General features: G+C 69.0%; 21 protein-coding genes and 1 pseudogene. 2 read left to right on the forward strand and 20 right to left on the reverse strand.

The genetic code is table 11. The features are described 5' to 3' along the window. Positions 1-416: 416 nt before the first annotated feature. Positions 417-1964, forward strand: coding sequence for a PAS domain-containing protein (locus MNOD_RS29370; RefSeq protein WP_198157554.1), 1548 nt, complete (start codon positions 417-419; stop codon positions 1962-1964). A gap of 411 nt (positions 1965-2375) precedes the next feature. Here the strand turns inward: MNOD_RS29370 and MNOD_RS29375 are convergent, their stop codons facing one another. The 16 genes and pseudogenes from MNOD_RS29375 to MNOD_RS29455 all read right to left on the reverse strand — a co-directional run bounded on the left by MNOD_RS29375 (position 2376) and on the right by MNOD_RS29455 (position 21930). Continuing rightward, on the reverse strand, positions 2376-2921 hold the full coding sequence (locus MNOD_RS29375) for a hypothetical protein (protein ID WP_015932604.1): 546 nt from the start codon (positions 2919-2921) through the stop codon (positions 2376-2378). A gap of 1 nt (position 2922) precedes the next feature. After that, complete coding sequence (locus MNOD_RS29380; RefSeq protein ID WP_015932605.1) at positions 2923-3153, reverse strand: hypothetical protein; 231 nt, start codon at positions 3151-3153, stop codon at positions 2923-2925. A gap of 2 nt (positions 3154-3155) precedes the next feature. Next, entirely contained in the window at positions 3156-3572 is a 417-nt protein-coding gene (locus tag MNOD_RS29385) for a hypothetical protein (RefSeq protein ID WP_015932606.1), read from the reverse strand. 15 nt (positions 3573-3587) lie between these two features. Further along, positions 3588-4154: a hypothetical protein gene (locus tag MNOD_RS29390; RefSeq protein WP_015932607.1), complete on the reverse strand. Its 567-nt coding sequence runs from the start codon at positions 4152-4154 to the stop codon at positions 3588-3590. A 101-nt stretch (positions 4155-4255) separates the two neighbouring features. Then, positions 4256-5050: a glycoside hydrolase family 19 protein gene (locus MNOD_RS29395; RefSeq protein ID WP_015932608.1), complete on the reverse strand. Its 795-nt coding sequence runs from the start codon at positions 5048-5050 to the stop codon at positions 4256-4258. Between the two features lie 43 nt (positions 5051-5093). Further along, positions 5094-5471, reverse strand: a complete 378-nt coding sequence (locus MNOD_RS29400; protein WP_015932609.1) for a hypothetical protein — start codon at positions 5469-5471, stop codon at positions 5094-5096. Continuing rightward, complete coding sequence (locus MNOD_RS29405) at positions 5468-5926, reverse strand: hypothetical protein (RefSeq protein WP_015932610.1); 459 nt, start codon at positions 5924-5926, stop codon at positions 5468-5470. The genes MNOD_RS29400 and MNOD_RS29405 overlap by 4 nt, the downstream gene beginning before the upstream one ends. Continuing rightward, positions 5923-14607 (reverse strand): annotated as a pseudogene (gene gpJ, locus MNOD_RS41820) (TipJ family phage tail tip protein). Before gpJ ends, MNOD_RS29405 begins: the two are co-directional and overlap by 4 nt. 7 nt (positions 14608-14614) lie before the next feature. Beyond that, a complete protein-coding gene (locus MNOD_RS29420; RefSeq protein ID WP_015932613.1) occupies positions 14615-15202 on the reverse strand; it encodes a tail assembly protein in 588 nt (195 codons plus the stop codon). Next, positions 15199-16026, reverse strand: coding sequence for a C40 family peptidase (locus MNOD_RS29425; RefSeq protein WP_015932614.1), 828 nt, complete (start codon positions 16024-16026; stop codon positions 15199-15201). Before MNOD_RS29425 ends, MNOD_RS29420 begins: the two co-directional genes overlap by 4 nt. Beyond that, positions 16004-16735, reverse strand: coding sequence for a phage minor tail protein L (locus MNOD_RS29430; protein ID WP_015932615.1), 732 nt, complete (start codon positions 16733-16735; stop codon positions 16004-16006). Before MNOD_RS29430 ends, MNOD_RS29425 begins: the two co-directional genes overlap by 23 nt. Further along, positions 16732-17097, reverse strand: a complete 366-nt coding sequence (locus MNOD_RS29435) for a phage tail protein (RefSeq protein WP_015932616.1) — start codon at positions 17095-17097, stop codon at positions 16732-16734. The genes MNOD_RS29430 and MNOD_RS29435 overlap by 4 nt, the downstream gene beginning before the upstream one ends. 10 nt (positions 17098-17107) lie before the next feature. Beyond that, entirely contained in the window at positions 17108-17500 is a 393-nt protein-coding gene (locus tag MNOD_RS29440) for a hypothetical protein (protein ID WP_015932617.1), read from the reverse strand. Positions 17501-17513: 13 nt separating this feature from the next. Further along, complete coding sequence (locus MNOD_RS29445) at positions 17514-17864, reverse strand: hypothetical protein (protein WP_015932618.1); 351 nt, start codon at positions 17862-17864, stop codon at positions 17514-17516. A gap of 50 nt (positions 17865-17914) precedes the next feature. Then, the gene (locus MNOD_RS29450) at positions 17915-18292 is read right to left on the reverse strand and encodes a hypothetical protein (RefSeq protein WP_015932619.1); all 378 of its coding nucleotides are present in this window, start codon (positions 18290-18292) and stop codon (positions 17915-17917) included. A gap of 20 nt (positions 18293-18312) precedes the next feature. Then, complete coding sequence (locus tag MNOD_RS29455) at positions 18313-21930, reverse strand: phage tail length tape measure family protein (RefSeq protein WP_050783423.1); 3618 nt, start codon at positions 21928-21930, stop codon at positions 18313-18315. On the opposite strand from MNOD_RS29455, the gene MNOD_RS47240 reads away from it, so the two are divergent. Then, entirely contained in the window at positions 21929-22150 is a 222-nt protein-coding gene (locus MNOD_RS47240) for a hypothetical protein (protein ID WP_043749626.1), read from the forward strand. The genes MNOD_RS29455 and MNOD_RS47240 overlap by 2 nt on opposite strands. Here MNOD_RS47240 and MNOD_RS41825 read toward each other — a convergent pair. From MNOD_RS41825 to MNOD_RS29480, 4 genes are all read right to left on the reverse strand, one after another. Beyond that, positions 22147-22626, reverse strand: coding sequence for a phage tail assembly chaperone (locus MNOD_RS41825; protein ID WP_050783424.1), 480 nt, complete (start codon positions 22624-22626; stop codon positions 22147-22149). The genes MNOD_RS47240 and MNOD_RS41825 overlap by 4 nt on opposite strands. Beyond that, entirely contained in the window at positions 22551-22973 is a 423-nt protein-coding gene (locus MNOD_RS29470) for a hypothetical protein (RefSeq protein ID WP_015932621.1), read from the reverse strand. The genes MNOD_RS41825 and MNOD_RS29470 overlap by 76 nt, the downstream gene beginning before the upstream one ends. Positions 22974-22988: 15 nt before the next feature. Continuing rightward, entirely contained in the window at positions 22989-23471 is a 483-nt protein-coding gene (locus tag MNOD_RS29475) for a hypothetical protein (RefSeq protein ID WP_015932622.1), read from the reverse strand. Positions 23472-23539: 68 nt separating this feature from the next. Then, the gene (locus MNOD_RS29480) at positions 23540-23974 is read right to left on the reverse strand and encodes a DUF4128 domain-containing protein (RefSeq protein WP_015932623.1); all 435 of its coding nucleotides are present in this window, start codon (positions 23972-23974) and stop codon (positions 23540-23542) included. Between the last annotated feature and the right edge of the window lies 1 nt (position 23975).

Raw genomic sequence — 23975 nt, forward strand, 5'->3', positions numbered from 1 at the left:
ACGTAATGAGCATGCGCCCTCTCTGCAGAGGCGTAGCCATTTGCTTCCAGATTTAATGGCCTGGAAAACTCTCTTTTCGATCATCTGCTCTCGGCACGGAATAGGCCTCCAGTGCGGTCCATAGGCCATGTGCGGCAATAAGGGAGCACGGCTCCCATGCTCCGCCGCAGCATTCAGCAACTCGCAGCAATTCAAACTGTATAGCTTCCATGATGGATACCGAGCAGTCGCCAGAGAGGACCAGCGGACAGTCGACAAGCACGGGTGAGCCCTCGCGCGGGACGATGGACACGGGTGGCCTGGAACCGCTCGGCCGCCCGGGGCTGCATCACTGGCGCCAGAGCACCATCACGGATCCAAGCCTCGACGAGCGCGGCAACATCTTCTTCGCCGCCGTCGAGATGACCCGCATGCCGATGATCCTGGCCGACCCGCGCCAGGACGACACCCCCATCGTGTTCGCCAACAACGCCTTCCTCGATCTCACCGGCTACGAGGAAAGCGAGGTGCTGGGGCGCAACTGTCGCTTCCTTCAAGGTTCCGGCACCGATCCGGAACACGTCGCGAAGCTGCGCGAAGCTGTTCACGAGCGCAAACCCATCGCGATCGAGATCCTGAACTACCGGCGGGACGGCACGCCGTTCTGGAACGCCGTGTTCATGGGACCCGTGCACGATCCCGCGGGCGAGGTGATCTACTTCTTCGCTAGCCAGCTCGACGTCACGCAGCGGCGCGAGGCGGAGCAGCAGTTCCGACAGGCGCAGAAAATGGAGGCCATTGGGCAGCTCACCGCCGGGCTGGCCCATGACTTCAACAACCTGCTGCACGTGATCACCGGCAGCCTGGAGCGGCTCGCGGCCAAGCGCCACGACGACCGTGCCTTCGAGCGGTACATGGCAGCCGCGACCGCCGCCGCGGAGCGCGGCGCCAAGCTGACCCACCAGCTGCTGGCTTTCGCCAGACGCGGCCGCTTGGAGCCGAAGGGCACGGACCTGAGCGAGCTGGTGAACTCGATTGCCGAGTTGCTGGAAACCTCAGTGGGCGACAAAGCGACTCTGCACCTCAACCTGCAGCGCCGCCTGCCTCTAGTGAAGGTTGACGCGACCCACTTGGAGATGGCGCTCCTGAATGTCGTGGTGAACGCCCGCGACGCCTCGCCCGTCGGCGGCGCGATCACCATCACGACGCGGGAAATCCATCTGAATGGGAATGCCGCCGCGCGGCACCTGAAGCCGGGTCACTACGTCCTGCTGTGCATCACGGACGAGGGCACCGGGATGGCGTCGCACATCGCAGCGCGGGCGACCGAGCCGTTCTTCACCACCAAGGCACGCGGCGAGGGCACGGGTTTGGGTCTCGCTATGGCCCACGGCTTCGTGCAGCAGTCCGGCGGCCGGCTGGAGATCGAGAGCGCTGTTGGACGGGGTACGACGATCCGCATGCTGTTTCCACGCTACGAGCCGGAGGCGGAGCGCACCGATCAGGGTGGTGACGCTACGGGCTACCAGGCGCGCCCGCTCGATGCTTCGACGGCCCCACCGCTGATCCTGGTCGTAGACGACAGCCGCGAGGCGGCCGCCATGGCGGGCGAGGCGCTGCAGGAGGTGGGCTACCGGGTGGTGATCGCCCACAGCGCCGAGGAGGCGCTGAGACGGTTCGACGAGGCTGCTGCATCCGGCGACGCGTTCAGGCTGGTGTTCTCGGACGTGATCATGCCCGGAGGCACGAACGGCATCGTGCTGGCCGAGCAGGTTCGCAGCCGAGACCCGGGCGTGCCGATCCTGCTCACAACGGGCTACAACGACGAGATGGCGATCGACACCCCGCAGCCGCAGGCGATGGATGTGCTGGGCAAGCCTTACCGCCGCAGCGAGTTGATCGACCGTGTGCAGGCGGCTCTGCGCCGGGGGGCACGGACCGGACCCGAGCGGCAGAAGTCGGATTTTGGTCATGCCAAGGCGTAATACCAGCGCGCCTTTGCTCTGATCCGTTCATACGAACCAAGCTGCGCGGAGATGCGGGTGGCGAGGAGAATGCGTCAGCACAAACGCTCGGCGGTATAACTTCAGCGGTGTGAGCTGACGGGCGGCCAGAACCGTTGATCACGGAAGAGGCGGGTTGCATCTGGTTCCATACGCCGCTCTTACGCGAATCAGTGGGAGTGCCAGAGGGGCAATCGACGACTTCGAATGGCCGCTGTCGGGTGTCGAGCGGCCATTCCGGCGGCATCGGCTGAAGGTCTGGAAGTGGTGCGAAGCGGCTGCCGGCTCAGCATCTGCAGAGGCTCGCGATCGAACCGCATGACACGTTCCACTCAAGAGAGAAGCCCGCCGCCGCAGGGCCGGGCGGGCTCGGGAGAGGGGAGGGGGTGGGCGCTATTGGTCGTGCGCGTACTCGTACCCGCTATCCGTGATCGGCCTCACGAGCTCTGCAAGCGGCGAGAGGTCCGGCCGCTGCATCACGAGCCAGACGACGAGCACAAACATCCCCATCCACATCGTGCCGAGTTGCACCTTGTCGCGCGGCGGCACCCCCTTCCCGAACAGGTCCGGCACCGTGATCGAGATCACGAGCGCAACAACCCCGAACACCACCCAGAGGTCGAAGAAGGGATTATTGACCAGATGAGCCGGCTGACCGGACAGCCGCCAGAACAGCATCATCGCGCAGTTGAGATTGATGCCGACACAGAACAGGAAGATCATCAGCGCGTAGAGGTGCGGCCCGTCCGGCCAGCCGCGCGTGAGGATCGCGGCCCGCGCCGGCCGCCAGTACGCGAAGGCGGCCCAGCCGGACAGCACGAGGAAGACCGCCCTTAAGCCGTCGCCCCGCGGGATGATCGGGGTCGTCTCCACCAGCAGGTAGCCCGCCGCGACGGCGAGCAGGGTCCACAGCATCCGGTACTCGAAGACGCGCCGCATTTCAGTGGGTGCCTTTCTTGGCTCGGCTGGCTCTCTCGATCGTGCGGCCCAGCAACTCCAGCATCGCGTGGTCCGCGCCCTGCATCTGCGCCGCCTGCGCCTCGATCGAGCGGACCTTCTCGGCGGTCTCGGCCCGCTGCATCGCGAGTGCCCGGCTCACCTGCTCCTGCTCGGCCGCCCGTTGCGCCGCCCGTCCGCTCAGCATCCGCCACATGGCCTGGAACACCTCCATGGTCAGCGCCCCGCCGCGAGGCGGTCGATCTGACCCCGCATTTCATTGATGAGGCGGTTGCTGTCGCGCGCGACGTCTTCGAGCTCGCGCAGCGCCCCGGCGTGCGCGTCGATCGTCTTCTCCACCCGCTCGTCCCGTGTGATCTGCTTGTCGAGGGCCGACCGCGCCCAGAGGTCCATGGTCTGGACGGTCGTGATCAAGGACTGCTGCGATTGCTGGAGGACTGCCATCGTGTCCTTCAGGGCCGCCAAGACCCGGTTGGTCTCGGCGGTGGTCAGCAATGTTTCGCGCGCCTCCTTCAGCCGCTGCTCGGCCTCGGCGTCGCGTTTGCGTTGCAAGTAGCCGATGACGAGCAGCATGATGACCAGCAGGGCGCCTACGACGCCCTGCTCGGCGATCTTGGCCAGCGCGCCCTCCACGTCCGCGCCTCCGGCTCAGCGCCTCGCCACCACGGACGGGAGGATGGCATTGATCTGCGCGTCCTTCTGCTGGCTGGAGCGCGAGGAGCCGAGCCAAAAGGCGATGGCGGTGCCCAGCGCGAGGTTGGCCGCGCCGTAGGCTTGGCTCAAGAGCTGGTAGACGCGCTCGGGGATCTCGCCCTGGATGAAGTAGAGCGCGCTGGTCAGCAGCGCCCAGGCGGTGAGGATTGCCAGCGTGACGATCGCCGGCATCGCGGCGGTCCAGTGACTGGCCTGCGCCAGCCCGAGCTGCATCTGGCGGGCATTGGCGAGGTCGCCGAGTTCGGCCACCTGGAGCTTGGCGGCGGCCTCGATTTCGGCGAGCTTGACCTGCGCGCCTGAGGGATCGGCCTGCACCGCCTGGCTGATCGCCTGCGGGGTGGCCGGCACGCCGAGGGCGGCGCCGATGGCGGCGGCTGCCGTCTTGCCGGCCGCCGCGCCGATGCCGCCACCGATCGGCCCGCCGAGCGTGGTGCCGATCAGCGTGCCGAGAGAGGGCAGCCCGACCTGCGCGAGCTGCCCGGCGAGCTGAAGCCAATCCATGGGAGGAGGTCTCCACCCCTCTCCGGTTTCCGAGAGGGGGCGTGCGCGCGGCGGGCCCGGCCGGCTCGGGGGGAACTACCGCAGATTTTGCGGCGGTTGGGTCAGGCGGCCTTGCCGCTGAACAGGCTCTTGAGCCATGCGCCCAGGCCGCCGGTCTGGACGGTGGCGGGCTTCGGCGACGCCTCCACCACGGGGCTGCCGATCGCGACGCTTTCGGGGAGGGGCGGCACACCGGGCTTCGGCGGGGCGACGGTCGCGAACCGGACCGGCAGCCCGCCGATGGCCAGGGCGGCGTCGAAGTCGTGCGCAATCGTGGCGATCTCGCTGGCCCGGTCGGTCCCGTTCACGGTCCGGCGGGCGCCGACGTAATCGCACACGCCGTCGTGGATGAAGTCCTCCAGCGCCCGGCCGGTGAAGTCGCCCCGGTTCGAGAGGCCGCGCAGCAGCCCCTCCCAGAGGATCCGGGCGGACACTGCGGGGTCGAGGGCGAGGTCGGGGTTCTGGGCGAGCGGCAGGCCGAGCAGGGTCCCCATGGTGATGTAATTGCGCTCGTGGGTCAGCTGCACGTCGCCGCGCCCGTAGAACGACAGCCCCTTGGCGTTCGGCAGGGCGTAGTTCGACTTGATCTTGCCCTGCGCGTAGAGCTTCGCGACATGCGCGCGGGCCTCGGCGTCGGTTCTCGCGAAGCCCTCGCGGACCGGCATCATCCGGCCGCCGGTCTCCCACCGGCTGGTGGCCAGCCCGTAGGCGAGGTGCCGGCGATCGCCGGACCCGTAGAGGGTGAAGGCGGCCAGGAGGCGGTTGATTCCGTCCACCTGGCTCTGGGACATCGAGCCCGCGAAGACGGGCTGGCGCAGGGCGTCGAAGAACGCCCGCGCGTTCGGGAGCGCGGTCATCAGCAATCTCCGATTGGGGGAAGGGTGCGCTGAAGCGGCGGGCTTAAGCGGCCGCGGCGCCGAGGCTCAGCGTGAGGCCGAAGCGGGCGAGGACGGCCAGGACGCCCGCCTCCGAGGTGGCCGCGTCGATCGCCACGTTGGTCGCCATGCGGGACAGCTCGGCCTGTGAGGACTGCTCGGCCATCCCAACGATGATCTGAGCCATCTCCGCCGGCGTGATGCCGCGGATGGAGGCCTCGCCCTCGATCAGCGCAGAGGGGATGCCGTTCAGGACGCCCCTGGCCTCCTGGTACTTCAGCACGTACATCGCGCGCAGCTGCGGATCGACCGGGTCGGCCTGCTGGACCTGCTGCACGAAGAAGTCAGCCACCTTCCGCTTGGCCGCTTCCTTGAGGACGGTGAGGTCGGGGCCGAGGATCATGCCGTCACCTCCAGCGTGATCTCCGCGCGCCGGGCGGGGAACGGCTCGATGGTCAGCGTGTAGCGGCCCGGGATCGTGAAGCCGATCGCCAGATCCCCGCCCGGGTGTGAGAGGCTGCCGTTGTAGGGCCCCGCGTAGCGGACCGGGCCGGCCGGCACCGCGGCGATCGTGACCTCCTCGCCCGCGGTGGCCGTGAGACTCGCCGGCAGATCCAGCGCCGGGCGCTCGCGCAGCTCGGGCGCGTCGCCGGACAGGTCAACGTAATGCGTCGCCTGCTGGCCCTCTCCAGGCAGCATCCGGTGCCCCTCAAGCCGGGCGATCTGGAGCACGCCGCCGGCCATGCGACCATGGACGGTAATCCGTCCGGTGTCGTCGTAGGCCACGTAGGAGACCTGCTCCACGAGGAGCGGGTTGGCGGCGTCCTCCACGCCGGCCGGAACGGGATCGGCGCTCATCGCGACAGCTCCGTGACCTTCATGAACGTGGTGCCGCTGGCCCTGGCTGCATTGGAGTTGACCAGACGATACCAGTAGACGCCAGGATTTGCGACGGTAGCGACCGTCACGTAGCAGGTCGGTCCCATGTAGACCAAGTTATTTGTACTGTTTATGTGGTAGGCGCAGTTGCCCGCCAGGATATGAGGCCCGTCGCTCCGGTAGACGTCGAGCGCACCAATAGCGGTCCCGAGAGCATAGCCGTTCCCGCCCGTGCCGGAAAAATATATGCCGATCTCGACCCGGGTGTTGGGCTGCCGGATGTTGATCCAGCAGTAGATGTCGTCGCCCGCGCTCTGCCCCCACACCGTCTGCGTGATCGCGTTGTTGTTGACCTGGAGATTGTCGACAACCAAGTTGCCGATCTGGGCCGACTGCGAGATGAGCTGCCCGGTCGACAGCTCGTTGGCGGTGATGGTGTTGGCGGCAATCGAGCCGGCCTGGATCGAGCGGGCCCAGATGCCGCCGCCGTTGATCCCGGTCCCGTTGAGGAGGGCGTTGCCGGCGGCATCCCACATCGCGAGGCCCCAGCCGCCACTGTTGCCGATCAGGTCGCCGATGTAGCCCACCGCCACGCGCAGCGTGCCGTTGTTGTCGCGCGAGAACAGGCGCCCCCAGCCGCCCTCCGGACGGGCCTGGAGCACGAAGAAGTCGGAGCCCACCCGGATGTCCGCGGACGACATCATGCCGGTGCCGATCCGGTCGGCGGTCAGCGCTCCGACGCCGATGTGGGTGGCCGTGATCTGGTTCGCCGCGATGTGGTTGGACTGGATCGCGTTGGCCGCGATCTGGTTGGCCGTGATGGTGCCGGTGTTGATCCGGGTGCCGTCGATGATCGTGCCGCCCAGGAGCACGTTCAGCCCGGCGTAGCCGTCATAGGACGCCAGCAGCACCGTGTTCTTGTCGGCGAAGATGTCGGCCCAGTTGTTGGCCGCGGCGTTGAGCTGGTTGGGGGCGAACTTGTTCCACCAGACGTAGACGAAGGTAGCGCCACCGTTGGCAGTACCCGCCGGGACTTGGCTCGCCACGTTGTTTCCGGCGTCATCGATCCACAGGATGAAGCCCGCTGTCCACGAGATCGTCCGGGTGTTCTTGTCGACCGAGAAGTCCAGCCCGACCGTGCGGACCCCGCGCAGCCCGACCTTCAGGCTGTTGACCGAGATCGAGTTGGCCTCGATGGCGCCGCCGTTGATCTTGGTGGTGTCTGAGCCCATCCAGCTCGTGAGCGACTGCCCGCCGCCGACCTGGATCTTGTCGGCGTAGATGCTGTTGCCCTGGATGTTGGAGCCCGTGATGGTCGAGCCGGCGATCTTGTCGCCGGTGATGGTGCCGCCCGCGATGCGGTCCGCCGTGATGGTGCCGGCCGTGATCTTGTTGGCATTCATGGTGCCGGTGGCGATGGTGTCGCCCCAGATCACGGTCGAGGAGCCGGGCGCCCAGTCCGAATATTCGGCCTGATTGGGCTTGGCCTGCCCGAAGTAGAGGCCGCTCCAGAAGTTGTACGGGCCGTCCTCGCCCGTGAACTCCATGCGCAGGGTGACGGAGGCGAGACAGGCGGCGGCCGGTGCGGTCGCGAAGCAACCGACGCGGGTCCAGTCCTTCAAGCCGCCCGACGACATCACGCGGTCATTGGCGCTCGTCAGGGAGGTCGCGATCACCGTCCCGGCGCCGTCGAACCACGTCACATACATATACGCCTTCGAGCGGTGGGCGCTCACGTAGCCGGTCAGCTCGTAGCGCTTGCCGCCCACGACCGGCATCCGGCTGTCCCAGGTGCCGACCTGCGTGGGGATGCTCACGGCGACGTCCCAGAGGTAGCCGGCCGGCGGGCTGCCGACGCAGCTCACCTGGAGCGACTGCATGCCGATCGGCTGCCACGTGCCGCCCGACTGGTTGAGGCCGATGTAGGGCGCGTGGTTGTTGAGATCCCCGATGTTGCTGAAGTTGCTGTGGATGCCAGGGACGGTCTTGCCGGCGATGAAGTTGTCGCCGACCACGCCCGCCTTGAAGTCGGTGTTGTACAGAAGGTTGGTCGAGTTGAGACCGACCCCGATCTTGTCGGCCGAGATGGCGCCGCCCGCGATCTGATCCGCCTTGATCGCCCCGGTCGAGATCTGTCCAGCCGTGAGCCAATCCGCCGTGATCATGGCGGCCGTGAGCGTGCCCGCGGTGATCCGGTTGGCGTTGATCGAGTTCGTGACGATCGAGCCGCCGTCGATCTAGGTGACCGCAGGCGGGACGTAGGGCGAGCACTCCGTCTGGTTCTGGTTCGCGCCGGCATACATGGTGCCGGTCACGAAGATGAAAGGGTCGGGCAAAACGAAGTTGATGGCCCGGTAGAGGACGAAGCAGGAGACCGCGTTGCCCGGCGCCTGTCCGATCCAGGTGAAGCGCGGAAAGTCGCGGATCGTCCCGCCCGTGTGAGCCCCCTGTGGGATCACCTGCCCACTGGTGTAGGCGAGGACGGTGCCGGCGCTGTCGCACCAGCCGATGTAGCACTGGACGTCGCAGCGGTGGGCGTTCGCGTAGGCGCTGAACTCGTACCAAGCGCCGCCCTGGACCGGATAGTTCTTCACGGCGCCGGTCGCCGGGTCCACCGTCTGGTGGACGAGATCGAACCATTGGCCCGCCGGACCGCCGCCATCGGACGGATGCGCGCCGATGCCGGTCATGCCCGAGGGCATCCAGGCATTGTCCACGAAGATGGAGACGCCCGCGCCCCAGGACGTGCCGCTGGACGCCCAGCCGCGCGTGCTCTGGTTGCCCTCCGAGTTGTAGGCGAAGTTGCCGGTCGAGATGGCGAGCTTGTAGCCGGTGATCGAGCCAGCCGCGAGGTTGCCCGTCGTGATGGTGAGGGCATCGATCTCGGAGCCGGTGATCTTCTTCGCCGCGATCAGCCCGGCCCGGACGCTATCGACGTTCAGCTCGTTAACCGTGATGGTGCCGGTGGCGATCTGACCCGCCGTGATCGACTTCGCGATGATCTTGTCGGCGGCAACCGAGCCGGTGCGGATCGAGGCGCCGTTGATGGTGGTGAGCCCGGCCGGCGAGAAGGGCGAGACCTCGGTCTGCCCCGCCACCGCAACTGCCAGCATCACGCCGCTGATGAAGCAGTAGGGCTCGGCCTGACCGGGATACCATGTGATGCCGTAGCGGACGTAGGGCCGGCAGTAGACCGCGCCGGCCGGGGCGACGACGATCAGCTTCGAGCGGCCGAACTGCTCCCAGTCCGACATCGGGCTGTAGATGCTGCCGCCCCAGTTGACGATCTGGCTGCCCCAGGTCTCGCCGATGTAGGCTTGGTTGGCGTCGTACCAGACCAGCCCGACATAGCCCGTGCAGCGATGCGTCGAGAGGTAGGCCGAGACCTCGTAGGTCGTGCCGGCACGGCACGAGAACGGATAGAGGGTGCCGTCCGTCTCGACCCGGTTCAACCAGACCTGCCCGAACGAGCCCTGGTTGGTTGGGACCCCAGTGCCGTAGATCTTCATGGCCCGCATGCCGGCCAGGCAATAGGTGTAGTCGACGCCGTTCTGGAGCAGGACGGCGCCGGTAATCTGGGAGCTGTCGATGCTCCAGCCCGCCGGATTGCCGGCGACGTTCAGGTTGCCCATGTCGCCGTTGATGGCGAGGTTCAGGCTGGCGACCGCGAGCTTCGAGGTGGTGACCGCGCCCGCGGCGAGGTTGGCGGCGGTGATCGTGAGCGCGTCGATCTCCGACCCGGTGATTTTTTGGGCCGCGATGATCCCCGCGCGCACGCTGGCCACGTCCAGCTCGGTGGCGGTGATGCTTCCACCCAGGATCTGAGCGGCGGTGATTGACTTCGAGACGATCCGGTCCGCGGCGAGCGAATTGGTGCGGACGTTGCCGCCCTCGATCATGGTGACGCCCGCGTCGGAATACGGGCTCGGCTCGGTCTGCCCGGCAATGGCCTGGGCGAACATTAGCCCGCCGGCCATGCAGTAGGGCTGGGAGCCGAAGTTGTACCAGCGGACCCGGATGTCCGCGAAGGCGGCGTTGGCCGGCGCGGTGGCGATCACCCAGGACCGGCCGACCCGGTCCCAATCCGTCAGCGGGCTGCCGGTGCCGAGGTTGACCGTGACAAGGCTGCCGGCGACTTCCGAGAGGTAGGCGCCGTTGGCGTCCCACCAGATGATCGACACGTAGGCGGTGCAGCGGTGCGCCGAGACGTAGGCCGAGAATTCGTAGGGCGCGCCGCCCGTGATCCGGATGAGCTGCCCGATCCCGGCCGCATCCGGGTTGCGGTAGACGATCTCGGAGACGCCGCTGGTCGGCTTGTTGCTGTCGTCGTAGTGGACGGAAAACACCCGCATCCCGGCCGGGGCATAGTCGGTGCGGACGCCCTCCACGATCGGGGTGATGCCCGTGCCGCCAGCCGAGCCCAGCCAGCCGGAGGTGCCCTGCTGGAGGCCGCCGTTGCTCGCGAGGTTCAGGCTCGCCACGGCGAGCTTCGAGGCCGTGACCGCCCACGCAGCGAGTTTGGCCGTCGAGACCGCGCCCGCATTGAGCTGGGGCGTGTCGATCGCGTTGTCCGCAATCTGGGTCCGGCCGATCTGCCCGGTCACCTTCGCGGCCGAGAGGCCGGCGATCTGGGTGTCCGAGATGGTGCCCGTGATCTTCGTCGCCGAGAGGCCGGCGAGCTGGCTGTCGACCACCTGTCCGATCAGCTTGCCGGCGCTGATGCCGGCGAGCTGGGCGTCTGACAGCGTCCCGGCGACCTTGGCGGCCGACAGGGCCGCGATCTGGGCGTCCGAGACCTGCCCGGTGATCTGCGTGGCGTCGAGGTTCGCGATCTGCGAGGCCACGACCTGCCCGATCAGCTTGCCGGCCGAGATCCCGGCGAGCTGGCTGTCGGAGAGGGTGCCGGCGATCTTCGTTGCGGCGAGGGACTGGATCTGCTCGGAGGTGAGGGTGCCGGCGATGTCGGTCGCCGCGACCGCCGCCGTCCAGGCGCCGTTGACCAGCCGATAGAGCTTGCCATCCGTGGTCAAGAGGACGGTCTTCGGGCCGGTGTAGCCGGCGACCGCGGGCAGCGTCGAGACGATGCCGACCGGCTCGATGCCGTTCGCGAACTTGGTCGCGTCGATGATGCCCTGCTGCAGCTGCGCCGCCTGGAGGGCCGCCGTGGTGGCGGTGCCCGGCCCGACGAAGTCGCCGGGCGTGCCCGAGCTGTTGACCGGCCGGACCCAATACTTGCGGGTCTGGACGGTCAGCAGCGTGGTGTCGGTGAAGAAGCTCAGGGGCGCCGGCACCTTGGTGCCGAGCACCCGGTCCGAGCCGTCATCGAGGGCCCCGATCCACACCTCCACGTAGGCGAGATCGGGGTCGGCCGGGTTGGTCCAGCGCAGGTTCGCCGTCTCGAAGGCCGCCGTGACGGAAAAATTGGTGATCGCGCCGGGCTTGTTCAGGTTCTTGGCCGCGGTGATCGATACCAGGGCCGACCAGCCCGAGGGCGCGATGCCCTGGGCATTCACGGAGCGGACGCGGGCCGTGTAGAGCTGGCCCGGCTTGAGGTTGCGCCAGGTGAAGCGCGGCTGGCCCTTGTCGGAGCGGTCGCGGGTCCACGACGGGTTGGTGATCCCGTCGCCCTCGGTTAGCTCGAATTCGTAGATCCCGAGATTATCGCTCGTGACCGCGTTCCAGGTGGCGTCGATGCGCGCGGTGGCGACGCCCGTGGCCGAGACCTCCAGAGCGGTCGAGAGGGCGAGCCCGGTCGGAATGTCGGGCGCCTGGGTGTCGAACAGCAGGTTGGTGGTGCGGATCTCGACCTGCGGCGAGAGGTTCAGCTCGGCCGGGTTCTTGCCGAAGCTGTCGTAGAAGGCGACCCGGACGTAATAGGTCGTCTCCGCCTCGGCCGGCAGCAGCGTAAAGCCCGTGGGGGGCAGATCGGCCGTCGGGGCCGTGGTCAGCGGGTTGAAGCCGTTGGTCTTGCTGAGCCAGACCAGCACGCCCGCCAGATCGGGGTCGGCCGGCGGGGTCATCCAGACGCCGATCGACTCCGTCGTCCAGGTGAGGGTCGGGACGACCATGGCGGGCGCCGGATTGGACACGACCAGCACCGCCGGCTGGCTCTCGCGGCCGATCGCGTCGCGCGCCGCCACCGAGACCTTGAACCGGCGGCGCGGGCCGCCCTCGTTGACGTTCTCGTCGTAGTCGTAGGTCGCCTGGGCGGCGTTGATGATCTCCTGATGCAGGAAGGCATCGGTGTCCGCGTCGAAGACCCGGAAGGCGAACTCGACCTTGTAGGGCGTCACATCCGCCGGCCACGTCACGCCCCACTCCAGGGTGCAGCTCCGCCCCGTGAAGACGCTGCCGCCGCCCTTGACCTGCAGGCCGGTGACGGTGGGCCCGGACTGCGCCTCCCAGCCCTGGACCGTGTAGGTGATCTGAGCGGCGTCCGAGAGGCGCCCGTTCAGGCCCTCGGCCTGGACGACGAAGGTCCACTCGCCGGTCGCCGCGTCGAGGAATTCCACCGAGGTGGAGCTCGTCTTGGGCAGCGTCACCAGGGAGCCATTCGGCTTCACCGCGGTGACGTAATACGCGATCGAATTGAACGGCTGGCCGGCGGTCCACGACAGCAGCAGCGCCTGCCGCGGCAGCCCGTTCTCGAAGTAGGTCGACTCGCGGACCGTCAGGTTGTCCGGCGGCAGGACGATGTCGGGGAATTCGGAGATGCGGAGCGGCTCGAAGGCCGCGCCGTCGTCCACCGCCGCATAGATCGAGGGCTCGTGCTGGAGCGCCTGCACCTCGTAGATGTGCGGCTCGACCTCCTTGATCCCGACGATGCGAAAGAGCTGCGGGACGATCTCGCCCGTGATCTGCCAGACCGCGCCCGGCTGGGCGTCCTGGGTGAAGGGCTCGGTGTGCGCGATGGTGCGCCCGGCCGCGTCCGTCGAGACGCTGTAAAGGGCGCGCTCCTCCACGCTGCCGTCCGGCAGCTGCATGGACAGCGTGTAGGAGACGCCGGCCTTGATCTCCACGGCCCGGTCAAGGGGGATATCGGTCCAGTTCGCCCCGGCCAGCACGCGCCCGCCGACGTCGATGTTGGAGATCTGCGGGTCGGTGATGGCGATGATGTCGCCGGGGCGCCGCACGGCATGATCGAGGCCCGCCCGGTAGGTCACCGTCTGGGTCGCGTACTGCTCGACCAGCAGGCGCCACAGGCCCTCGCGGTGGGCTTGGCCCCGGCTGGTGCAGCCGAGGAGGTCGATCTTGGTCGGGTTGTAGCCGTAGCGGGCGACGCCCTCGTTGTGCTCGACCACCTCGATCTGCGGCTTGTAGAGGTCGTCGGGATCGTTCCAGGTGACGAGCGCGACGGTGTGCCGGGCCTTGCGCGCCGAGGACGAGTAGGTGATCAGCCCGTCGATCACGTTGGCCGGGGTGACCAGCGCGCGCACGTCGTCCGGCCGGTCCTGGGTGGCCGTGACGGAGCCCGAGGACCAGAAGGCCATGCCGCGCCAGATCGCGCTGATCTGCTGCAGCAGGTCGAACGCCTCCGCGAGCTGGGTGATCTGGGCATTGAACCGGAAGCGCGGCTCCTGGCCGCCCTTGCCGTCCGAGACCAGCACGTCGCAGTAGGCGCCGATCTGGTACAGCGTCCACTTATCGATCGCGGCGATGTCGATAAATTCGCCCAACCCGTAGCGGTCGTTCCAGAGCAGATCGTGGAAGACCCAGGCCGGGTTGTCGGTCCAGTCCTCCTTGAAGGTGCCGTCCCAGATGCCCGTGTAGGTGCGCGCCACCGGGTCGTAGTTCGACGGCACCTTCACCAGCAGGCCGTCGACCAGATAGGTCCGGGCCGGCACGGACGCGCCGAACTGGCTCGCATCCGCGGTCAGGCCGCAGAGCGCCGAGTGCGGGTAGCTGAACTTCGCGTCCTGGATCGCGGTCAGCGTGTAGAAGATCAGGTCGCTCTGGCTGGTCCACTTGTCCTGGCTGTTGTTGAAGTCGTCGGTGTCCGGGGTGAGGCGCGTCACCCGCACCTGCCAGGGCGGCGAGGAGCCGGCCGGATTGCGCGGCAGGTCGATCTCGTAGGACACGAAGTAGGGCGAGGTGTTCTTGCCGGTGATGGTGATGTCACCGAGCTGGTTCACCCACGGCCCGCCCGAATAGCGCGCCTCGATCCGGAAGCTGACGTTGTTCTGGCGGACCGAACCGTCGTTTTTCGCCAGAAAGAGCGCCGGCAGCTCGATGATGACGCGGGCGCGGTCGGCCTCGCCGTCGCTGATCGAGGCGGTGTGCGGGACCGCCTGCTTGACCGTGACCCCGACGTCCTGCGGCGTCTCCACGTCGGGATAGCCGGGCATGTAGGACTGGTCGGGCGTGCCGGTGCGGAAGTCGGCCGAGAGGCCCTTGTAGTTGAAGCTGCCATCCTCGTTCTGGACCGGCACGTCGTTGAAGTAGACGCCCTTGAGGCCGCCGACGACGCCCTTGATCTCGCCCTCGCCGATCAGGTCCACGAGGCGGACCGTGGCGTTCGAGAACAGGGTATCGGGCGCGTTCGAGCCCGAGCCGCCGGTCTTGCCGCCGCCGCTGGACGACTTGCGCCCGCGGATCGGCGCCGCGTCCGGGCGCGCGTCCTTGTCCCGCGCCGCGGGATCGAAACCGTCGATGCGATCCATGATGTCCTTACACGGTCGGGGTCGCGGAGGCGGTCGGCAGGCCGTTGGTGTTGGCCGTCGTCACGCCCGCGGAAATCGTGATCGGGTTGGCCATGCAGCGCCCGTAGATGAGCGGCACGGGAATCCCCTGTTCCGAGACGTTGTCGGCGCCCTGGAACATGTACGACTTCTTCTCCTTCTCCTTCTTCTTTTTCGGGCTGAGCAGCGAGGAGACGCCCTGAAGGGCGAGCATGGCGCCCATGCCGATCAGCCACGCCGGGCCGCCCATCCACCACGTCGCCACCGCGATCAGGGTGCCGACGATGATCTTGCCGATCGACATGCCGCTCTTGCGCGCCCGGATCACCGGGACGATGTGCAGGTCGCCGGCCGGCAGGCCGAAGGTGATCAGATCCTTGTCGAGGTGCAGCGCCGCCTTCGCGCGCAGGCTTTTGCCGCACACGACCCGGAAGCGGCCCTCCTCGATCGCCTGCCGGAAGCCCGGCAGCTGGGCGCCGAGCGCGCGGCACGCCTCGGCGAGGCTGCGCACGTCGAGGCGGAAGCAGGCGCCGAATTTTGCCGCCAGGGCGCCGTAGAGGCGGACGGTCCGCATCATGCCGGGGGCCTCCAGTCGTCGGGCAGGGCGGTGTGGCGCACCAGGAAATCGAGCTTGGTCCGCCAGACCGAAGCGGGGTCGCGGCCGGAGAGCTGGTGCGCCAGGTGGTGCAGGATCAGGCCGCCGCCGAGGTAGATCCCGCCGTGGTTGAAGACGGGCGAGCGGACGCGGCAGAGGAAGCAGTCGCCGGGCAGCGGGCCTTCGGGGCCGCGCACGACGCGCCGGAAGCCCGCCCGCTCGAAGCCGTCGCGGTAGAGGTCGAGTTGGGGCTGCCCTTCCCGCGGCAGCCACCAGTCCGGGTCGCGGGCAAAGTCGGGGATCTCGATGCCGGCGACCTCGCGGTGCCAGTCGCGCCCCAGGCTGTAGCAGTCCCAGACGCCATGCCGGAACGGGCGGCCCAGCAGCGGGGCGCGGGGCACCTGATCACCAAACCAGAACGGGTCCGTGACGCCCGTGGAGGCGGCCAGCGTGATGCCCCACGGCACCGCGGTCGCCATCTGGCTTTCCATGTCGGCGCCGCTCGGGCAGTCGGGCGGCGGGGTGATCTTGCCGGACTCGGGATCCTCGATCGAGCAGTGCGAGTGCAGCACCGCCACGTAGGCGGTCTGGTCCACCTCGCCCGGGTCGGGCTCGAATTCGGTCAGCGGGTCGGCGGCGGCGTTGGCGAGCGGCCGGTAGCGGCCGTCCTCAAGGATCAGGCCGCCGGCCTCCGCGGGCCAGTGCGCGGCGGCGTGGCGCTTGTGCGCCTCGACCGCGGCGGCCCAGCGCGTCGAGAGCCCGTCATCGAAGGCGAACGCGAGCTTAGACCCGTACCCTGGCGACACCCGGGAATCCTCCGAAGGGGAGCTGCGCGTCGGCGCCGAAGCGGACCTTGCAGCAGGTGGTGACGTGCCGGCTGGGCTCGTCCTGGTCGGGCGTGGTCGGATTGCCGAAGCGGTCGTAGCTCTGGTCCCCGTTGTAGAGGCACTGCACGCCATCATAGACGAACGCCTGGGCGTCCTCGTCCCAGCGCCGGTACCGCCACAGGCAGATGTCGCGGATGACCAGCCGGGCGGGCAGCTCGCGGCCCTCCTGATCCATGTCGGCCGCGAGATTCCAGACGATCTGGTGCTTCGAGTGCTCAACCTTCTGCTCGAAGCGGTAGATGTCCTGGGTGTAGGCCGCCTCGGGATCGGGCGTCGCGCCATCGTCCAGAAACTGCGCGTAGGTGCGCGTGCGGATCAGCTTGGCGCCGATGAGATCCTGGTAGAGCAGCGTCGCGCTCGACATCAGCCGGGTCGCGTTCGAGACGCTGATCTTGGGCTGGGGCATAGTGCCCTGGCCGGTCAGCTCGAAGCCCTCGGCCTTCACGTCGAGCGGGGTGTAGGTGATGCCGCGGAATTTCAGCGGGCCGCGCGCCTTGTCCGCCTGGGAGGTGAAGGCGAACTGCTGGTTCACCCGGATCGGCGACAGGTCGATGATGAACAGCGCGACCAGATCGCCCGGCGTGAGGCTCTGGCCCGCGCGGATGAGGGCCGTGTTCGGCGCGGTCATGGGTCGAAGTTCTCCTTGAACATCGCCATCAGCGTGCTGCGCAGCGGGTCGCCGTAGTCGGTGGTCCAGCTGTCGCAGATGAACTGGCGGGGCGCCGGCTCGAAGGGGACTTGGAACAGGAACGGCAGGTAGCCCTTGCGGCTGACCAGAAAATCTTCGAGCTGCCGGATCTGGTCCGCGGCGAGCGGGATCGAGCGGTAGCTGAAGTCGCGGGTGAGCGGGTTGATGCCGTCGCCCGTGCGCTGGCTGTAGCGGTCGCCGAAGGTGGCGGTGAGCACCGCCGCCTTCGCCTCCTTGGACGAGCCGATGGTGACCGGCCCGTAAGGCGTGATCCCGAGGGTCGGGAACGTCGGGTAGGCCACCGGCGGCTCCTTACGCCGTCAGCGGCACGACCGGCGCCGTCAGCGTCTGCGGCGGCACGCTCACCAGGAGCACCGTGTAGGGCTCCAGCGGGTAGAGCGCCTCCCGGCCGTAGGCCGCCTCCAGCCCGTCGAACAGCGCGGCCTCCGGGGCGTAGTAGCCCGGCATCGCGGCGGCCGCGGGGGCGGCGAACACGTTCTGTCCGATGAACCGGGTGCAGAGGTTGTAGAGGCGCCCGACCTCGGAGGAGACGATCACGCCCTGCGCGGAGGTGCCGTCCTTGCCCTGGATTGTGACCGGGCCGCGCATCGAGAAGGCGTCGAAGCCGCGCTGAAAGATCGCCACGGGCGTACCGCGGGCGATCGCGTTCGCGTTGAGGTCGAGCGTCAAGGTCTGGGTTGCCATCGATCGGCTCCTCTCAGTGCTGCCCCAGCGGGGACATGAAGCGGCGGGCGCTGTCGCTCAGCTGCTCGACGCGCTCCGGCGCCAGTGCGATGGCGCGCAGGGCGCCCCGCTCGACCTGCACCGGGCTGCCGGTGAGCTGGAGCAGGTACATCAGCGTGATCTCAAGGACGTCGGCCGTGCCGATCCCCGACCCCGGCTTGAAGACGCAGGGCGGGTTGTTCTCGACCGTCGGCATCGGCACGTCGCCGGAGGCCTGCGGAGCGCCCTGCGGGGCGGCCTGCGGCGGCAGCGGAGACGGGGGCGGGGTGACCTGGGCGTCCGGGGCGGTGCGGTCGATCGGCGGCTTCTGAGGGGTTCTGGCCATGCTGGCTCCTCGTGTGAGCGGTCGGGATCCCCGGACCGCGCGGGGCAGCGTCAGGCGCCGAAGCTGAGCGCGCCGATCAGGCGGTCCTGATCGGTGCAGAAGGGATCAATGCGGGTCTCGAAGAGGCGGCCGGGGGTGATCGAGCCGCAGGGGATCCGGCCGGCGCGGACCGCTCCGGCGATGAAGTCTTCGTCAGGGAGCGAGCCGCAGGTGATCCGGTCGGCTCGGATCGAGTCGCAGCTGATCCGGGTGCCGTCGATGACGACATCCGAGAGGCCGCCGGCGTACCCGCCGACCATCAGGTTCTCGATGTGGGCCGCGGAGCTGATCAGCGTGGTCTCGTGGACCGCCTGCTTGGCGGCGGCCAGGGCGACGGGGGCGGCCACGGGCGCGAGCCCGAGCATCGCCAGCAGCGAGCGGCGGTTCATGGGGATTCCTCGTGCCAGGATCAGGAAGCGCGGCGCGCCCCGGCGGCGTGCAGGGTTCCGCCCGGCCGCATTTCGCGCTGGGCCATCGCCATCCACATCTTCTCGTATTCCGCCCGCATCGCCTTGGCGTTGGCCTCGGCCGCGCGCTGGTCGGCCTGGGGATCGCCGGTCGCCTGCGAGGTGATCTGGGCGATGAAGGTCGGTCCGTTGGCCGGCTGGTTGCTGTTCGCGGGCGAGGGCGCGGCCGGGACCGGGTAGTCGGCCGGGCTGACATAGCCGCCGTCCGCATAGCCGCGCAGGCGGCCCCGCAGCGCGTCGAGCGTCCCCACCCCGACCTTCGCGACGGTGGCGGCGTCGAACACGTACTCGCCGCGGTGGACGATGCCGGCCGGGTCGTACTTGCCGCCCGCCCCGGTGTAGCCGCCCTCGGCGAACCAGAGCGTGCCGTCCGCCGCGGTGATGACCGAGCTGGCCGCGCTGCCGCCACCGCCGCCGAATAGGCTGCTGAAGATCCCGCCGCCGCCGCCGAAGCCGCCAAAGCTGATGCCGCCGCTGCCGTCGACCTTAATGCCGTCGAACAAGCCGCTGACCAGCTTGTCGATGGCCTTGTTCATCAGCTTGTCGACGATGCGGTCCATCACGTTCTTAAGCGCCTCGGCCGCGGAGACGCCGCGGCGCAGGTCGCTCGCCAGCCCGCTGAAGGCGTCCTTGGCCATCGCCTTGGCCTCGCCCAGGGCGTCGGTGACCCGCATCACCTCGGCCTCCGGGCTGTCCATGTCGAGCCCGGTCCCGCGCAGCCGCGACGCGATCCGCTGCTCGCTGTCGGTGCGTCCGAGCTGGGAGCGCTCGAACAGGGCGTCCTGCATGATCTTCGACTGCTGCATGGCCGCGACGTTCTTGGCGTGCGCGTCGGCGAGGCTCAGGATCGTGTCGCGCTCCGCCCGCTCGGCGTCGGTCAGGTCCTTCTCGTTGGCGGTCAGCAGCTCCTGGGCGGTCTTGAACTTGAGGCCGATCGCCGTCCCGGCCTCGCGGCGGGAATTCAGCAGCTCCTGGATCTTGTCCTGCCGGGCGAGCGCTTCGCTCGTCTGCTCGGTGGTGGTGATCCGCGACTTGTCGACGGCGATCTGGCGCTCGGCCGCCTGGGCGTCGGGCAGCTTCCGGTTGATGGTGGCGTCGGCCCAGTTGAGGACCTGCCCGGCGGTCTTGCCGGCGAGGATCTTGCGGTTGCTGGCAATCGCGTCCGGGCTCAGGATCTCGCTCACGGGCGTGTTCGGGTCCGCGCGCAGCAGATCGAGGCCGCCCTTCGGGCCGGCGAACCACATCAGGTACTGGTTGCGCAGGCTCGTATCGAGCTGGGCGTTCTCCAGCTTCCGGCGGTTCTGCTCGGCGTAGACCTTGATCAGCGCCATCTGGTCGTCGCGGTCCCAGCGCCGCTCCCAGACCGCCGCGTCGCTCATGTTCGCCGCCCGGTCGGGGAAGGTCTGCCGGAACAGCGGGACCCAGGTGCCCTTGATGAACTGGCCGATGCCGGAGGCCGAGGAATTCTGGTTCTTGGCGAACCGATCCCCGCCGCTCTCGGCGCCGATCATCGCCTTGATGAACAGGTCGGTGGTCGCGCTGGTCGAGCGCTTGGCCGCCTCCTCGGCCGTCTTCTGGATCCGCTCGATATCGAGGTCGGCGCGGGCGACGATGGTCTCGCGCTCGGTGATGCGCTTCATCCGCTTGTCGATCTCGTCTTGGATCAACTGGCGGTCGCGCGCGTCGAGGTTCGGATCGTTCAGCCGCGACTCGAACTCCTTCATCAGCTCGGCGCGGGTCGGGAGATCTGCGTAGGGCTTCAGCTCCTCGTCGCGCTGGAATTGGCGGTCGGCGATCTGCTTGGTCACCGAGTCGAGACCGACCGTCTTGTTGGCGTGCTCCGACGCCCGGTAGGCCGCGGCGCCGGCCTCGGAGCCGAACCGCTGGATGTCGTAGGTGGTGGCGCGGACCGAGGCCGCGATCCGGTCGAAGGCGCTCGCCACCTCGGCCAGCTGGTTGCGATCCAGGCCGAACTGCACCGGGTCGGCGATCGCCTTGCGCAGCAGCTCGACCTTGCTCTTCAGGCTGTCGAACTGGGCGGCCTCCGGATCGAGACCGCGCACGATCCCCATCACCTGCCGGCTGTTGGCCGCGGCGGTGGCCTGGGCGTTGCGGTCGTCCCGGGTCTTGATCTGCTGCTGGATCGCCTGGACCAGCTTCGTGAGCTTGTCGATCGTCTCGTCCGAGCCGCCGATCAGCCCGGCCACGATCCCACCCCGGCTGGCCTCGGCGGTGGCCAGCAGCTCCTTGGCGGTCGCCAGCTGCTGCTCCAGGGTGCCGCCGGTGACGGCCTTGTTGATCGCACCGCCGACCTTATCCCACACGTCCGAGATCAGGTTGCCCGCCCAGGTCGTCGCCTGCGCCCAGAGCGAGGTCCGCTCCGAGACCTTTTCGAGCTGCATCGCGTAGGCGTTGAACAGCTCGCGCTGCGCGCCCAGGCGGTCGCCCTGCTCCTGCAACCGTCGCACCGACTCCAGGGTGCGATCGTTGAGGCCCCCGAGTTTTTCCTGAAGCGCCTCGGCGCCCTTGGCCGGGTCGGCGAAGGCTTGCGCCAGATCCTTGATCGCGTCGGGGACGTCCTGGGAGGTGGTGTAGGCGTAGTCCTTCGCGCTCTTGATCAGGTCGGCGTACATCGCCTGCCCGATCCGGCCGGTGGCCGCGAAGGTGCCGGCCATCTCCCGGTATTCGCTCTGGGAGAACCCGGCGGCGCCCGCGTTCGCCGCGGCGAGGTCGTTGATGCCTTGCAGGGTCGCGCCCGAGGCCCGGCCGGCACCGGAGAGTTGGAGCCGCAGCGCGTCCTGGGAGGCGCGGTAGGACCACGCCGCCGCGGCCGCCGCGGTGATCGCCAGCGTGAAGCCGCCGATCACGCCGCCCGCCAGACCGATGCGCGAGACGAACCCCGTCACCTTCTCGGTCGCCGCGCTGAGCACGTCGCGGATGCCAAACCCGCCCATCTGCATGATGGAGAGGGCCTGCGGCCCCTGCATCAGGCCGGCGCGGACCGGTGAGCTGCCGGCCAACACCTGCTCGAAGAAGTCCTTGCCCTGGAAGGCGAGGTTCATCATCAGCTGCCGGCGGTACTCGGGCGACAGCTCGCGCGGCCCTTCTGGGCCCGGCGCGGGCGCCGCGGGCCGCTGCGGGACCGCCCCGGTGCTCGACAGGCTGCCCATCCGCGCCATCGCCTGGGCGTTGCGCTCGTACTGCTGGACGGCGTCCCGGCCCGCCTCGGACAGGGCCCGCCAGCCGGCCGCCTGCCGGGCGAGCGCCGCGGTGGTGTCGTTGGCCGCCCGCGCCGCCCCGCCGGCCTTGCCGATGAACTGGTCGAGGTTGACGCCCGTGGTCTGGACCGCGGTCGACAGCTCGCGCTGGGCGGTGGCCGCCGTTCGGGCGCCCGAGGCGCTGGTGCCCAGCGCGGCGTTGACCCGGTCCGCCGACGCGAGCAGCTTGCCGACCGACGCCTCGGCCCCGCCGGCCGCGGCGGTCAGCTCGCCGAGCGCGGTGACGGCCTCGCGCGCGGGGCGCGAGTCGATCCCAAGGCCGAGGGCTGCGACGTCAGGCATGTGGGTGCTCTTCTGGATCATGGTCGCGCAGAACGGCGCGGTGACGAGCGGCTCGGCGGAATTCGAGTCCTTTGAGGCGTGCCGGGCCGCCGCGGGCGAGGTGGACGGCGCGCGGGCGCAGATCGCCATGCGGGCGGCCAACACGGGTCAACCCGCTGCCGCCGCCCTGGGGCTGAGGGAGACGCGCTGCCTCGACCGCAAGACCGGCCGCAAGGGTTAGGCCGGTGGCGGGATCTCGATCACCGGCCCGAAGCTGTCGAACAGGCGCTCCACGCCCTCGGCGTCGGTCGCGCTAACCCGCCGGGTGAGCTGGTGCCCGTCCGCGTCGTCCGCCTGGCTGCCCGGGTAGACCGCGCGCCGGGCGGCATCCATGGCGACGAGGATGCGGACCTCCCAGGGCCGCAAGGCGAGGTCGAGGAGGCGGCTGGCCGCCTCGATCTCTTGGTACGTGAACGTCGCCGGGCCGAAGCCGCCCTGGCTCTGGCGCGTGCGTTCGAGCTGCCAGAAGGCGTCCCACAGGTAGGCGCCTTCCGGGGGGACCCGCTCAAGGCACGGATCAGGGGTGGTGCCCGCGGCCTGTTCGAGCGTGACGCGCCGGACCTCGACGCAGAGCCGCCCGCTCAGCCGCGCGCGAAGTTTCCCGGCGCGGTGATGAAGGCGAGGATCTGGTCCGCCAGCCAGGGCCGCTTGAAGCACAGCTCCACCGCGGCCTCGCGCGAGAACTCCACCGCCCGCCCGCCAAAGCCGATCCCGGTCCAGCCGGTGATGGCGGCGCCGGCCTGCCGGGCGCGGGCGAGGAGCATCCGGGTGTCCTCGTCCGTCGGCTCGCGCTCCGGATAGGCCGCCGCGGCGTCGCGGAGCTTGCGGAGGTTGCCGCGGTAGGTCGCGGCCTCCTGGCCCAACAGAGTGACCGTGGCGCCGGTCCGGGCGCCGGTGCGGGGATTGACGACCGGCATCGTGGCGCCGCGCTCCGCGTCCCCCTCCAGATCGATGGTTTCGAGGTCGAGCAGGACCGGTGCGGTCTCGTCGGGCGTCTCAGTCATGCGTCATGGTCTCCGTTAGGTCGCGGCGACTTTGAAGGTCGCGGTGTTGACCCCGATGTTGATCGCCATGGTGATCGGGTTGTTGGCGGCCCCGACCGTCTCGCGGCACGACATCACCTGCCCGGCGAAGTAGCGCTTGCCGTTGGTGCCGGCGTCGGTCTTCTTGTTCGGGATCTCGACGTAAAAACCGTAGTCGAAGTTGGTCTTCTCGGCCGCGATGCACGCCTCCTGGCCGGGATCGCCTTCCTTGCGATCCACGACGATCGAGGGCGAACCGCCGTCGCGGGTGCCCTTCATCTTCAGGGTGCGGTTGTTGCCGAGCTGGTTCGAGGTGATCGCGGAGGACTCGTCGCCGAACGCGCCGAGATCCTTGACGGCCTTGACCTCGACCCAGCCGGTGAGCGCGGTCAGCGCCGCCCCGGTGTCGTCGATGGTGTCGATGTCGATTGCCGGCCCGATGAACAGCTTCGAGCCATTGCTGGGAGTGAACCCGGCCATAATGCCCTCCTAGACAGGGGTGAGGCCGCCCGCAGGCGGCAGGGGACGGGCGAGCGCCCGAACTCGGATCAGGCGCCGGCCGGGACGCCGACGCGCCAGCGGATCGTCACGGCGATCCGCACCCAGGGCGCCTCATCGATCGGCGCGTCCACCTGGGGCACCTCATCGACGCAGACGACGAGATTGTTTCGCCACAGGCGCGTCCCGGCGGGAAAAGCCCGGCGGACCTGGGCGGCGACATCGAGCGGCTTGAGGAGGCCCTGGCCGGTCGGCCAGACCACCGTGAGCACGAACAGGCCGACGTGGGTCCGGTCGCTGTCGAAGGGCAGCCCGTCGAGGCCGGCGGTGTTCGGGTGGAAGGACGCGGCGAGGTACGGCTTGCCGGTCTGGGGCGCGAAGGCGACGCCCGGCTGCGCCACGGGCAGGGCCGGGTCGAAGGTCAGCCCGGCGAGGTAGCCGAGCAGCGCGTCGAGGACTTGGGCCTCGGTGCCGGTCGCCGCCATC

The sequence above is a fragment of the Methylobacterium nodulans ORS 2060 genome (genome assembly GCF_000022085.1).
Classification (GTDB): domain Bacteria; phylum Pseudomonadota; class Alphaproteobacteria; order Rhizobiales; family Beijerinckiaceae; genus Methylobacterium; species Methylobacterium nodulans.